Annotated in this window: 11 protein-coding genes; 3 read left to right on the forward strand and 8 right to left on the reverse strand. The window is 31.5% G+C overall.

Annotated features, from left to right (window positions below):
- Window positions 1–9: 9 nt before the first annotated feature.
- The 8 genes from purU to B0M43_RS11330 form a co-directional block, all read right to left on the reverse strand.
- Window positions 10–864 carry a formyltetrahydrofolate deformylase gene (gene purU / locus B0M43_RS11295; protein ID WP_078008279.1) on the reverse strand — a complete coding sequence of 285 codons (855 nt, stop codon included), beginning with the start codon at window positions 862–864 and terminating at the stop codon, window positions 10–12.
- 131 nt (window positions 865–995) lie between these two features.
- Window positions 996–1,724, reverse strand: a complete 729-nt coding sequence (locus B0M43_RS11300; RefSeq protein ID WP_065447698.1) for a DUF4197 domain-containing protein — start codon at window positions 1,722–1,724, stop codon at window positions 996–998.
- 279 nt (window positions 1,725–2,003) lie between these two features.
- Window positions 2,004–3,263, reverse strand: coding sequence for a hypothetical protein (locus tag B0M43_RS11305; protein WP_078008278.1), 1,260 nt, complete (start codon window positions 3,261–3,263; stop codon window positions 2,004–2,006).
- Window positions 3,264–3,468: 205 nt separating this feature from the next.
- On the reverse strand, window positions 3,469–4,065 hold the full coding sequence (locus tag B0M43_RS11310) for a hypothetical protein (protein WP_246860223.1): 597 nt from the start codon (window positions 4,063–4,065) through the stop codon (window positions 3,469–3,471).
- Window positions 4,052–4,672, reverse strand: a complete 621-nt coding sequence (locus tag B0M43_RS11315) for a hypothetical protein (RefSeq protein WP_078008277.1) — start codon at window positions 4,670–4,672, stop codon at window positions 4,052–4,054. The genes B0M43_RS11310 and B0M43_RS11315 overlap by 14 nt, the downstream gene beginning before the upstream one ends.
- A 112-nt stretch (window positions 4,673–4,784) precedes the next feature.
- The gene (locus tag B0M43_RS11320) at window positions 4,785–5,204 is read right to left on the reverse strand and encodes a cytochrome c oxidase assembly factor Coa1 family protein (protein ID WP_078008276.1); all 420 of its coding nucleotides are present in this window, start codon (window positions 5,202–5,204) and stop codon (window positions 4,785–4,787) included.
- A gap of 218 nt (window positions 5,205–5,422) precedes the next feature.
- Window positions 5,423–5,764 carry a hypothetical protein gene (locus B0M43_RS11325; RefSeq protein WP_078008275.1) on the reverse strand — a complete coding sequence of 114 codons (342 nt, stop codon included), beginning with the start codon at window positions 5,762–5,764 and terminating at the stop codon, window positions 5,423–5,425.
- A 206-nt stretch (window positions 5,765–5,970) separates the two neighbouring features.
- The gene (locus B0M43_RS11330; protein ID WP_078008274.1) at window positions 5,971–7,539 is read right to left on the reverse strand and encodes a L,D-transpeptidase family protein; all 1,569 of its coding nucleotides are present in this window, start codon (window positions 7,537–7,539) and stop codon (window positions 5,971–5,973) included.
- Window positions 7,540–7,858: 319 nt separating this feature from the next.
- On the opposite strand from B0M43_RS11330, the gene B0M43_RS11335 reads away from it, so the two are divergent.
- From B0M43_RS11335 to B0M43_RS11345, 3 genes are all read left to right on the forward strand, one after another.
- The gene (locus tag B0M43_RS11335; protein ID WP_078008273.1) at window positions 7,859–11,299 is read left to right on the forward strand and encodes a methylmalonyl-CoA mutase family protein; all 3,441 of its coding nucleotides are present in this window, start codon (window positions 7,859–7,861) and stop codon (window positions 11,297–11,299) included.
- A gap of 217 nt (window positions 11,300–11,516) precedes the next feature.
- Complete coding sequence (locus B0M43_RS11340; protein WP_078008272.1) at window positions 11,517–13,760, forward strand: AAA family ATPase; 2,244 nt, start codon at window positions 11,517–11,519, stop codon at window positions 13,758–13,760.
- A complete protein-coding gene (locus tag B0M43_RS11345; protein WP_078008271.1) occupies window positions 13,741–14,742 on the forward strand; it encodes a hypothetical protein in 1,002 nt (333 codons plus the stop codon). The genes B0M43_RS11340 and B0M43_RS11345 overlap by 20 nt, the downstream gene beginning before the upstream one ends.
- Window positions 14,743–14,805: the final 63 nt, after the last annotated feature.

Genomic DNA, 14,805 nt, shown 5'->3' on the forward strand with positions numbered 1-14,805 from the left:
TCTTAGTCACTAAGAGAAAACAACCGTCTTATTACTATAAACCATTGTCTTACGTTCTGCATGCAGCTTTATAGCACGAGCCAAAACAATACGTTCTAAATCTCGTCCTTTCATAATAAAATCATCAACCGAATGTATGTGCGAAACCCTCGCAATATCCTGTTCGATAATTGGTCCTTCATCCAACTCAGCCGTAACATAATGACTTGTTGCCCCAATAATTTTTACACCACGTTTAAAAGCCGAATGGTAAGGCTTTGCTCCCGGAAAAGCTGGTAAAAACGAATGGTGAATGTTAATGATTTTGTTCTCGTAAAGCGCAATCAAATTGGGCGTGATGATTTGCATGTAGCGCGCCAGAACAATAAAATTAATCTGGTAGCGCTGTAATAATTCAATTTGTTTAGCCTCGCCTTCTTCCTTATTGTCTTTTGTAAAAGGCACACAATGAAACGGAATATCAAATCGTTCCGCAATAGACCTTAAATCATTGTGATTACTTATAATTACAGGAATTTCAACATTCAGTTCCCCAGCGCTGTAACGGCCTAAAATATCGAAAAGGCAATGATCGTATTTAGAGACAAATAATGCCATTTTTGGTTTTTGTTCCTGATTGTACAAATCCCACGACATATTAAAATCAGTTGCAATTGTTTTGTCAAAATCAGCTTTCAGGCTTTCTATAGTAATAGTAGGATTGGTCAGTTCACATTCTAATCGCATAAAAAACACATTTTGTTCCACATCAACATGCTGATCGATGTAAGTAATGTTTCCTTCTACTTTAGCAATAAAAGTAGTCACGGCGGCGATAATTCCTTTTTGATCTTTACAATGAATCAGAATGGTAATTTTTTGCATTTCAAGGTGATTTATAGTTTGGTTTTATAGTTTGGTTTAAAGCTTAACCGCAAAGTTTACAATCCCGATAACTATCGGGATACGCAAAGTTCGCAAAGAAAAAATGTCTCATTCTTTGCGGTTAAACATTTTTATTTTCCGTCCTGCATAGCAAACACTTTTTGCAGTAAAGGTGTTGTTCTTGCACTAATATTGTTGCGGATGTCTTTTTCTTCAACAGCAATCATTTTAAAAACACCAGCCAAAGCCTGATTCGTTGTGTAATCAGTCAAATCCGGATTTACTTTTTTTACTAATGGGATGGTGTTGTACTTATTGATGATATTTTTCCAGATCACATCGGCACCCACTTTTGCGAAAGAATTTTTAATAACGGGATTAAATTTTCCGTACAAAGCCGTTGTCGTTGTTCCTTGCAAATAGCTGGTCGCAGCACTGTCATTTCCCAGTAAAATGTTTTTAGCATCTGTAAAGGACATGTTTTTTACCGCCGAAACAAATATCGGAGTAGCCTCTTTCACTGCATCTTCGGCAGCACGATTTAATACTTTAATCCCTTCATCTGCAAGAGACGATAGTCCTATTTTGCGTAAAGTAGCATCCACTTTTTGCAATTCTGCCGGCATTAAAATTTTTACGGCCTCATTTTTATAAAAACCATCAACAGCAGTCAATTTACTCACTTGCTGTGTAATTCCTTTGTTTAGAGCCTCTTTTAGTCCAGATGCAATATCAACGCCGCCAACGCCGCCAACTCCGGGAATTTGTGACGAAATTTGAGGTAATTGATTTAAAGTTTGTTGTACCTGAGCACAAGAACTTAGAGAAAATACAAGCGATAAAATTAAAATCTTTTTCATTATTAGTTTTTATATAAGGTTCAAAAATACTACTTATTCAAAAACAAAGCCACAATTTTCTTTCAGGAGCAGCAACAATTTGTTTCATAATTAACATTCGTCCCGCTGTCCGTTGCAATCTTTTGTGCCTCCCGATAGTTATCGGGACGGACACAAAAGGATTTCCACTCCATCGGGGCTATATTAGAGCATTTTGTTCTTTTATGAAATGACGGTATCAAGCATAAAAAAAGAGATTCAGCCTAAGCTAAATCTCTTTTTAAAGTCTTTAATAAGAATTTATTTTTTCAATTCAAATTTACCATCTTTCTCGCAGTAAATGTCATTCGAACCAGATTCATATTTTTTATAACATGAATCAGCTGTTTTTTCAACCAGAATAAAACCGTTATCGTATTTAATAAATTTCAATTCCTGTCCTTTATCAGTTGTAATGGTAGTTTTATCATTTACAACAACAAAATCAACATCGCCATTATCTTTATATGCCCAAACTTTTGCCTGAGTAGGATCATTTGCTTGTAAAATACTTCCTTCTGCACGATTTGCAAATCGATCAGTTTTTAGTTTTCCTGTAAGTGTTTTTCCGTCTTGAGATACAGTTCCGTTAAGATAGATATAATATACCGAGTCAAAAGTTGGGTTTGCAACCTTAGTCCCAATATTCTTTTGGTTTACGGCCATCAAACTTTTAATGTTTGCTGTAGCTTCGTCTGGCCACATACTCATCATTCCTGCACCTTGTTTTGCAGTTTCAAGATATTCAAGAGCTTTGTCAAAATTTAAAAGAAATACCTGAGTCAATGATAAATTCAGATAAATTACTTTGTTGTAATCTTTTGGTTTTAGTTTTTTGTATTCTTTACCCACATAACCCAAATAGAATTTTTCAAGATCTGCAAGGTAAGATTGATCTAAAGAATTAGTGGCAATTTTGTTCAGGAACTCATCCGTTTTAGTGTTAAATTCAACAAGTTCAGGAAATTCCTCAACTTTTTCGAATAAGCCGTAATTCAATGAAAATTCTTTTTCAGTTGCAAGAATGTTATTGTCTGTAAGATACTTATAGCCTAAATTGTTCAAATCACTGGCTAAACTCTGGTTGGGTTTGCCGTTTACATAAGTTGCAGAATACATTTTAGCATTTGAACCTTTTTCGTATAATATTTCATTGTTTTTTCCTAAAACCAAATATTTAAAATCACCATCTAAAACATAAGTACCATTATCTGCTTTTTTATAGGTAGCACCTTTATATCCCATTAAAACACGAACATCAGGATTGGCTACATCTTTTTTAGTGTAGTCCTCAATCGTGTTTTTAGGCACATTATGCTCATAAGTTTTAGAAGTTTTGTCTGCATAATCAGCATTCCATGTATCATCTCCCTGCACGATAATGCTGTAGGTTTTAATATCTTTAAAAAGTTCCGATTTTGGTATTGTAATCTTAACTTTTTTCTTGTTTGTATCTGCTTTTTGAGCATAAGAAGTACTGCCAATTAAAGTTAGCAATAAGAATAATGTAGTTTTTTTCATGGGGTAAATTTTTGCCAAATATAGCAATATAACGATCAAAACGACTCGTAAGGCAAATCTTTTAATTGAAAAAAAACAATTGCTTAATGTCTGTTGCTGAATTCCGTATATGCCTGTGCTTGGTTTAGATTAAGTGCAAATTAGAATTCTTTAATATTACTTAGCATCTTAGTAATTTAGTATCTCAGTAACTTAGCATCTTCCTCTATGGCCAATACATTCTTATGTTATAATTCCAGTAGGTTTTACTTGAGATATAAGTAGGTTGAAATTCCGGTATTGGCATATTATTTTCGTCGTATAACTGGACTCTGATAATTTTTTCGTTGCTGTCATCTTTTAAGTCAATGTTTCCTTCGGCGGCATCAATGAGTTTCTTTTTCTTCAGATATAAGTTGGGTTTTTCGATAATAAACACCACACCAGATTCATTTTTAGATGCTGCTTCTCCGGCTAGATTGCCATTAACATCAAAGGTTTGAATTTTTTCTAAATAATTATTTCTGTAATAGAAAAGCTGATACCCAATCCCGCCATGCTGTACCTGAAGTTGGTGATGTTGTAAACGAAAACGCAACACTTGCTTTTTTGCATTTGTAAATTCAACCGAACCATTTCCGGTTGCATCAATGTGTTTGCTTAAAATTTTGGTTGGTTTCGAAAACTGTTTTATCTTATCGATAATAGTCTGGTAATTGCTGTCAGATTGCGCTTTTACAGTAATGCATTGCAGAAAACAAAAAAATAAAAAGAATAATGGGATTCGTTTTCTTTTTGTGCTGATAATTCTAATTGTATTCACCGTTGATATTTTTTCGGTTGGTTTGTTTTATTCCGGTTTTGGTAAAAGAATAAGTTGATTCTTCTTGCCAGCTCCATGATTTTTGTTTGTCAAGATCTTCGCCCACTGCACTGTAAAGAATTTTGATGCTGTCTTTTGTGGTAATCATTTTTACTTCAACAAAATGATCCTGAATTCTTGCCGAAGATTCTGTTTTATTACAATATTGCAATCTTTCTAAAACCTTTGTATCTTCTTTGAACCACTTTTTCAAAAAAGATAAATGGGTTTCAGAACATTGATATCCCAGATTTAGTGCCGAAAGAAATTTACATTTTAAATTGCTATCATCTGCTTTTTTTGCACCATCCCAATGACATTCATTACTCACATCAGTTGCGATATAACCTAATGCGGCGCGTTGCTGGTCTGTTAATGTTTTAATATAGCTTGTATTGAGTTGTAGCGCACCATTGGTGTCCAGCCACAATATTTTAATGTAAATATCCTGATTTGCATTTTCTGCAGAGGGTTTATTTATTGTTGTTGAAGCTGTTGTATTGTTTTGAGAAAATACTGAAGTAGAAAAACTGAAAAGGAATAATAGCGTAAATAGGCGAATAGTCATAATCGAAAAATGAGAAAAATTGTTCCTGATAAAGATACTGTATCTAACATTGTTTTTTCAATAAAAAAAGGCAGAAATCTAATTAAAGAAATCTGCCTCTGTTTATAAACCATTACTTTTTTAGTAAATCGATCTCTTCTTTTGTTGCTTTTATAAAAACAGTCATTTCGCTGTATTTCCAGGTGCCTCTTTTTTCGGCAACCACAAATACAGTTGCTTTTCCTTTAGGGCCTTTTATGGGAATTTGTAGATTACAATTTCCGCTGTCATTGTTCGTACTGATACTGCCGGAAGTCATGCCGTCATCTTCTATTGGTGTTCCCAGTTTTTCAATAACCAGTTTGTTTTGCTGTACCTGGATCATAGCGCCTTTATAAGCATCAGAATTTGTCATCATAGATGTAACTCCAAAAAATATACTGGCTATAAACACCACAAAAATCAGTAAAATACTCACACATCCTGTTGGTACAAACCATTTCCAGTTTCTTTCCCACCAGCTTTTTCTAACTTCAACGTAATCGTCGTCCATAATAGCTTTTATTTTGATGTTGAAAGATACTATTATTCTTTTTGAAATTAAAAAAATGATATTCCGAATAACTTTAATTATTTTTTGCTGGCATAATTATTCTCCACTAGACAACTTTTTCTCTTGAAATTGAGGTGTTTTTTTAGAATCTCTCTAATTTTAATAACCTGAAATTAGCGTATTAAATTTAATAGTTTGATTTATAGCTGCTACTAAAGTTACACATATTGCAAGCAGTATAAATTAGGATTATAAATAGGATTAATCGTTTTTAAGTCTGCCAGCATATTTTGAGTATAATCTTTTCCGCCAATCGCCAAATAAAATAAAGATTTTGAGACATAAAATGGTCTTAAAGGAAAGTTGCGCCAACTATTTAATATGTTCTTAAAAAAATGTTTGATGGCATATTTGAATATTTTTTCTTCAGGGCGAACAAAATAAATAGTTGAGCTTTTTAATTGGCTCATTAAATTTGGAAACATTACAAATCTTCCTCCTTGTTGAATTAGTAAATTTATTTCAAAAAGTGTTAATCCGTCAATATTTTCTGTTTTCATGATAAATTGATTTTGTAAAATAATAGTACAAAGATCGATCCGTTTTTATTGTTTTCTATACTGTAAAAGTTTTATTATTAACGGTTTAGGGTTTTTGTATTGAATTGTGTTTTTTATTAATTCATAAAAAAAGCTTCTTATTCATCAGATATTAAATTATGATCTGAATGAATAAAAAGCTGATACTATATTCTGATTTTTAAATATTAATTTGAAGAAAGAGCTTGTGTAGCTAATACGTTATTTAGTTCACTATCTTTTTCGTAAACGTCCTGATAAAAACCAATTTCACCATTTTCATTTACCAACGAAGTAAAATAAGTAATGTAAATAGGTACTTTTTTAGCTAATTTGAAACTGTTTTCTGTTTTACCTGCCATAGCTTTATCGATTTTATCCGGAGTCCATTCAGGATAATCTTTTAGCATTGCTGCAGCTAATTCTTTTGCCATTTTTACATTGATACAGCCGTGGCTGAAAGTTCTTTTTTCAAAATCGAATAAAGTTTTAGATGGCGTATCGTGCATATAGATATCATCAGGGTTTGGAAACATAAATTTTACCAATCCTAAAGAATTATCCGGTCCTGGTTTTTGTCTTACCTGACCATTTACAATTTCCATGTTTTTTTCGGCAAGATAATTTTTATTTGCTGCTATTTTACCTTTTAATTCATTGTTTACAATACTTTGTGGCACTGTCCAGTAAGGGCTAAAAACGATTCTTTCAATTTCACTGTTAAAAATAGTAGTTTTAGTCAAAGGCGCACCAACAAATACACTCGAAGTCAATTGAATTTTTCCGTTTTTAACATAAATTAATTCATACGAAGGAACGTTTACCAAAACATATTCATCATTGCTGGCAATCTGGGCCGAAATCGCACGACATCTTTCCATATTAAGTTGTAAGGTTTCCATTTTATCAGAAAGTGGTACATTCATTTCATTTATATGTTCTTCTGCTAAAATGTAGTTGGGTTTAAAACCGTTACGAACTTTGTATTTCATTACAGCATCCATCAATTCACGATCGTAAAAATTGCTTTTCGAATCGATTTTTAAATCTCCTAATAAATACAAGCGGGTTCTAACTTGCTCAATAGTGCTAGAAACAGCATCCGGACGTAATTCTTTATAAGGTGTTTCTTCTGGAACAATAGGTTTCCATTTGTTTGATCGGTCTAATTTTTTATATTTTTTTAGAACATCTTGTAATTTATAATATTGATCATATGCTACTTTTGCATCTACCGTAGCTGTTGTGCCATTTGCCTCTTCGATAGTACTATAATTTAGAAAATCTTTCAGCATCGCATCATAAGACACTTTTTTCTTAGTATCCGAAATGCTTTTTGCATAAGCAATATATAAAGAGCTTATTAGCATGTCTGCATCTGTTTTAGAAAGTTTTGATTCTGATGAAGAAAAAAGATCATCAATTTCTTTTTGGTAAGGAATTACTAAATCATTGGTTTTTTTTGCTTTTTCGTACAGTACAGTTCCAAAATCATTAATATCATTTTCATCAAACCAGATACTTCCTAAAGTTCTGTTTTTGTATAATGACATCACATCAGATTTATATTTTTTCAAATCAGAATATCTTTTAAAGAAATCATTTGAAAGTTCGTCTACATCATCAGTATTTGAGTTGTAAACAGCGGCAACAGTTGAAGTTTTTTTATAGGATAGAATGTCGTTTTCTGTTCTGTTAAAAGAAGATACAAAGAAACTCAAACTTAAAATTGCGGTGATTGGAAATAATGTTTTCATTTTTTAAATTTTTACGTTTACTACTAATACGTGTATTACTTAAGAGTAAAAGTTTTGGGTAAAAATTTGGGGCTTTTCTACCATGCTAAATTACTTTAGGTGTCTGGAAAACAAGTTGTTGTATTTAATTTAAATTTTTCAAGATTACCATGTTGTTAACATTTCTATAAGACTTATATAAAATAAATACGATAACGATATAGATTGTTACCCCTCGAGATAAAAAAAGATTATTTATTTTGTTAACAAAAAGATATAAGGAGAATCAAATATTATAATATTTTGTAAATTGCTCCCTTAAAATTATCATATTCATAAAATGGAACAACAAATACCATATATTCCTAAAAATAAAGTAAGAATTGTCACCGCTGCTTCTCTTTTCGACGGACACGATGCCGCGATCAATATTATGCGTCGTATTATCCAGTCAACTGGTGTAGAAGTAATTCATTTAGGTCACGATCGTAGTGTCGAAGAAGTAGTAAATACTGCTATTCAGGAAGATGCAAATGCTATCGCGATGACATCTTATCAAGGTGGCCATAATGAATATTTTAAATATATGTATGATTTGCTTCATGAAAAAGGCGCAGGACATATCAAGATTTTTGGCGGAGGCGGAGGAGTAATTCTGCCAAGTGAAATTTCAGAATTGCATGAATATGGAATTACCAGAATTTATTCTCCGGATGATGGCCGATCTTTGGGTTTACAAGGAATGATTAATGATTTGGTTGAACGTTCTGATTATCCTATTGGAGATAAACTAAATGGAGAAATCGATCATATCGAAAATAAAACGCCAACCGCAATTGCACGTTTGATTTCGGCTGCAGAAAATTTCCCTGAAATTGCAAAAACGGTTTTTGATCAGATTCATAAAAATAATACCGATTCTAAAATTCCTGTTTTGGGAATTACGGGAACGGGTGGAGCAGGAAAATCATCTTTGGTTGATGAATTGGTTCGTCGTTTTTTAATTGATTTTCCAGAAAAAACAATCGGATTAATTTCTGTTGATCCTTCGAAAAGAAAAACAGGAGGCGCTTTATTAGGAGACAGAATCCGAATGAATGCCATTAATAATCCTCGTGTTTATATGCGTTCGCTGGCAACACGTCAATCCAATTTGGCTTTGTCTAAATATGTTGCAGAAGCGATTCAGGTTTTAAAAGCTGCAAAATACGATTTGATTATTCTTGAAACTTCAGGAATCGGGCAGTCTGATACAGAGATTATGGATCATTCTGATGTATCCTTATATGTAATGACACCTGAGTTTGGAGCTGCAACACAATTAGAGAAAATCGACATGCTTGATTTTGCTGATTTGGTAGCTTTAAACAAGTTCGATAAAAGAGGCGCACTTGACGCGATTCGTGACGTTAAAAAACAATATCAAAGAAACCATAATCTTTGGGATAAAAATCCTGATGATATGCCGGTTTTCGGGACCATTGCTTCGCAGTTTAACGATCCGGGAATGAACACGCTGTATAAAGCTATTATGGATAAAATTGTCGAAAAAACAGATTCAGATTTAAAATCGACTTTTGAGATTACGCGTGAAATGAGCGAGAAAATCTTCGTGATTCCGCCACACAGAACACGTTATTTATCTGAAATTGCAGAGAATAACAGAAGCTATGATGAAAGCGCGCTTTCGCAGCAAAAAGTAGCACAGAAATTATACGGAATCTTTAAAACGATAGAATCGGTTTCTGGAAAAATTCCAGAAATCAATAAAGCCGGAATTGATGATGCAACTGTTTTACCAAGCGGTATTCAGGAACATGACGAAAACAGAATTTTCTTAAACCTTTTACTAAATCAGTTTGATAAAGTAAAAATGGATTTAGATCCGTACAATTGGGAAATTATCCTGAATTGGGATGAGAAAGTAAACAAATACAAAAATCCGGTTTATACCTTTAAAGTTCGTGATAAAGAAATCAAAATCGCGACGCATACCGAAAGTTTGTCACACATTCAGATTCCGAAAATTGCTTTACCTAAATACGAAGCCTGGGGCGATATTTTACGTTGGAATTTACAGGAAAATGTTCCGGGAGAATTTCCTTTTGCTTCAGGATTGTATCCTTTCAAGCGTGAAGGCGAAGATCCGTCAAGAATGTTTGCCGGAGAAGGCGGACCAGAAAGAACCAACAAACGTTTTCATTATGTGAGCGCAGGATTGCCGGCAAAACGACTTTCGACTGCTTTTGATAGTGTGACTTTATACGGAAATGATCCTGATATTCGTCCTGATATTTACGGAAAAATTGGAAATGCAGGAGTTTCAATCTGTTGTTTAGATGATGCTAAAAAACTGTATTCCGGTTTTGATTTGGTTCATGCTTTAACCTCTGTAAGTATGACCATCAACGGACCAGCGCCAATGTTGTTAGGTTTCTTTATGAATGCCGCAATCGATCAGCAATGCGAGTACTATATTAAGGAGAACGATTTAGAAAAAGAAGTTGAGGCGAAAATCAACAAAATATATAAGGAAAGCGGATTAGAACGACCAAAATACCAAGGCGATTTACCGGAAGGAAACAATGGCTTAGGATTAATGCTTTTGGGTGTTACCGGAGATCAGGTTTTACCTTTAGAAGTTTATAATGAAATAAAAGTAAAAACCTTATCACAAGTTCGTGGTACGGTTCAGGCTGATATTTTAAAAGAAGATCAGGCACAAAACACTTGTATTTTCTCAACTGAATTTGCACTTAGATTAATGGGTGACGTTCAGGAATACTTTATTACCAAAAACGTTCGTAATTTCTATTCGGTTTCGATTTCAGGATATCATATTGCTGAGGCAGGGGCGAACCCAATTACGCAGTTGGCTTTCACGCTTTCAAATGGTTTCACTTACGTGGAATATTACCTAAGCCGTGGCATGAGCATCAACGATTTCGGACCTAATTTATCGTTCTTCTTCTCCAACGGAGTAGATCCTGAATATTCGGTTATTGGTCGTGTGGCGCGTAAAATTTGGGCAAAAGCCATGAAAAACAAATATGGAGCCAACGAAAGAGCCCAAATGCTGAAATATCATATTCAGACTTCTGGGCGTTCTTTGCACGCGCAGGAAATTGATTTTAATGATATCAGAACGACTCTGCAGGCTTTGTATGCGATTTACGACAACTGTAATTCACTACATACAAATGCTTACGATGAAGCCATTACAACACCAACAGAAGAATCGGTGCGCAGAGCAATGGCGATTCAGTTGATTATCAATAAGGAATTAGGTTTAGCGAAAAACGAAAACCCAATTCAGGGATCGTTTATCATCGAAGAATTAACAGATTTAGTTGAAGCAGCGGTTTTACAAGAATTCGACAGAATCACGGAACGTGGCGGAGTTTTGGGTGCAATGGAAACAATGTACCAAAGATCTAAAATTCAGGAAGAAAGTTTGTATTACGAAACCTTAAAACACAACGGTGATTTCCCAATTGTGGGTGTAAATACTTTTCTAAGTTCAAAAGGTTCTCCAACGGTAATTCCGGCAGAAGTAATTCGCGCCACCGAAGAAGAAAAACAATATCAAATTACGATGCTGGATAACTTACACCAATTCCACGAAGCAAAAGTAAACGAGCACTTAAACAAACTGCAGGAAGCAGCTATTAAAAACGAAAACTTATTCGACCATTTAATGGAAGCTACAAAGGTTTGTTCTTTAGGTCAGATCACTTCGGCATTGTTTGAAGTGGGTGGGCAGTATAGAAGGAATATGTAATTTTATTGATTTATAGATTAGAAAACCTCTCAGAAATGGGAGGTTTTTTTGTTTTCATTATTGTTTATTATTTGAAATTACAATGTTTACGTTTTTCCTCAATTTTATAGGAATACATTTCTATATATTAGCAAGAACATTTGTCAATAAATTATTAGCTAGTTCTTATTGCTATTTTTGGATTGTTTAAATGCTTAGAATAATTAAATTATAATATATGGATGGATTTAAATTAATAGCGATAAGACCTCTTGTTGGTTGTGATAAAAAGTTTTTAAAAAATTTACAAGTTGGATGTATTTATCAATTTTATAATGAATATCAATTTTACGATATTAATAAATTTGAAATAAATGATCTAAATTCTATAGAATTAATCAATGAGAAAGCTATTAGTACGGATGTTTATAACATTATTTATAATTCACAGATACCTCATGATTTATATTCTATAGAATCTGTAAGTAAGAATATTATTAATGTATCTGCGATTGTCGGTAAAAATGGAAGTGGAAAAAGTACAATTGTAGAACTTTTTAATTTATTCATATTCTGTTTGTCAAATAGATTGGATTTAATAAACGTAGACATTTTTAAAAGAGATCATTCGCTAAATGATGAAGATCAAAAAAGGTTAAAAGAAGAATTAAACAGTTTTGACTTATTTAACTGCGAAATGTATTATTTGATCGAAAATGTAATTTATTGTATTGTTAAGAAAGGAAAAAGTTTTTACCAAATGTTTTTTGAAGCAAACGATAATAGTTTTGATAATATTTTCAGCTTAAATGAGAAAAAAACGGTAGAAATATCATTAGATTTTCCGAAAAAAAATAAAATAGATTTTTTGAGAAATACTTTTTTTTATTCAATCTCAGCAAATTACTCTTTGTATGGACTTAATACCAATGAAACAGGTATTTGGTTGAAATCTATATTCCATAAAAATGATGGATATCAGGCACCAATTGTTATTGATCCAATGAGAACTAAAGGTAAAATTGATATAAATAGTTTGACATATCTATCAAAATCAAGATTGTTATCAAATATATTTCGAAAATTAGAACCTAATCAGAAAATAGAGAATAGTTTGAGAAATTTGGTAAATAACAAAATAGTACAAAATATTGATATAAAGCTAGATTTAAATAAATTTAGGGTGATTGATAATAATTCAATTAACAATTATGACCAAAATTTTATAATTAAGATTGACGACAAGAACATTTATCTAAGATATACATTTAAATATAACAATAGATTTGACACTATAATTAAGACTTTTAATCCAGATTTCAAAGGGAAGGAAAATGAAGGTATTTTAGATAAGCTTACAAGAGAATATATTTTGAAAAAGACTTTCACAGTACTTAAAAAATATCCTGAATATGAAATTTTTTCTAAAAATGTATTTAAAGAAGTTTTAAAAGACGAGAACGTAAAATATGAAAAACACGTTTTTGAGAAACTTGCTTTAGAAGATTTTAGTCATAGTACTTTTAAACTTAGACAAGCAATTAATTTTTATGTATATGATTTTTATAAATTAAATGATCAAACAAATAAAAGTTATGTCATATCTACTTCAAAAGATGATGGGATTTCTGACATTATTAATAATATGATCGAGGAAATTAAATCAGAAAAAATAATTGAATTGCAAAGGGATGGAGGTGCAGAAATAGATTTAGAATCTTCATTTGAACTTGTACATAATAAATATAATTTGGTTTATTATATTCCTCCTTCGTTTTTTGAAGTTGATATTCAATTTCAAGAAAAAGGAAGTTTTAATAGCTTGAGTTCTGGTGAAAAACAAATGATTTTTAGTATTTCTTCAATTATATATCATTTAACAAATTTAAAATCAATTGATTCAGAAGAAAGGATCTCTTATAAATATTTTAATATTATTTTAGATGAAATAGAACTGTATTTTCATCCTGAATTTCAGCGAAAATATATTTATGAATTATTGAGGTCTATTAAGTCAATGAATTTTCATTTATACGGAATAAATATTATGTTTTTGACTCATTCCCCATTTATTTTATCTGACATTCCTAATCAAAATATTTTAAGGCTTATAGATGGTTTTCAAGATCAATATGATGAAAATGGTAAAACCTTTGGAGCTAATATTCATGAACTTTTAGCAAATGATTTTTATTTAGCAGAAGGATTCATGGGGGAGTTTGCCAAAGAGAAAATTCTAGATCTCATATTATATTTAAAATTCGATGAGGAAGATAGTAATTCTATTAAATCAAAATTATCTTGGTCAGAGGCAAGCGCTAAAGGAATAATAGATATTGTAGGTGAGCCAATTATTAAGGAAAGATTAGAATCTTTGTTTGAAAAAAAATTTTATAAAAATGACAAAGACTACTATTTAAATAAGATAAAAGAATATGAATTAAAACTAAAAAAGATAGATTATGAGAAAAATAGTAATTGATTCATTATTTGAAAAAAAAGCTAAAGTTTTTTGTGATAATCTTTTTAAAAAGAAATCAGCTAATTTTAGTAAACCAATAGATGGCTTAAAAAAACTTTATAATGATTTACGGCCAATTAAGCATAAAGTTCATCGAAAATATCTTAAAAAAATCATTGATGAATATGATGAAATAATTTCTGCAGATCCAACAAAAATTGAAGAACTTAAGATTGAATTTAATTCTCTTGATAATGGTATAATACTTAATCAATTTGTTCCATATAAAAAAATAAGATTTCATGAAGCAATTGTAAATGTCATGAGATACGATGCTTTAAGAAATACGGAGTTTAATTCATTTTTAAATGTAGCGGGTATTAGATCATGTATATATTGTAATGCACAATCTACGCTTGTAATCGATTATAATTATTATAATAAAAAAACACAGAAAAAAGTAAAAGATTCTAAAGCAAGATTAGAACTAGATCATTTTTATCCAAAATCATTATACCCATATTTATGTACAAGTTTTTATAATCTGTATCCAGTTTGTGGCAATTGTAATAGAGCTAAAAGTAAAAGTGAGATTAATTTTAAATTATACACTAGAAATGCAAATGAATCAGATGTATTTAAATTTTGGATTGATGATGAGTCGGTATTGGACTATTGGCTATCATTAAAAAATGAAGATTTAAAAGTGTTTTTCCAAACTGTTGATGGAGATTTTGGCTTTCTAAATGAATATAATAAAATTTTCGGAATTCAAGGAATCTATGATACTCAAAAAGATATTGCGGAAGAACTTGTCCATAAAGCTAAAGTGTATTCAAATGCATATAAAGATAATTTAATAGATAATTTTAAAGAACTTTTTCCAGATAAATCTTTAATAAATAGATTGATAGTTGGTACATATGTTAACTCAGAAGAAATTCACAAAAGACCAATGACAAAATATATGCAAGATATTGCAAAGGATCTTGGTTTAATTTAAAAAATCAGCTCTTCAAAGAGCTGATTTTAAATTTAAAATAATTAAGACAAAAAGGAGGTTTTT

The sequence above is a fragment of the Flavobacterium sp. KBS0721 genome (genome assembly GCF_002007065.3).
Lineage (GTDB): Bacteria > Bacteroidota > Bacteroidia > Flavobacteriales > Flavobacteriaceae > Flavobacterium > Flavobacterium piscis.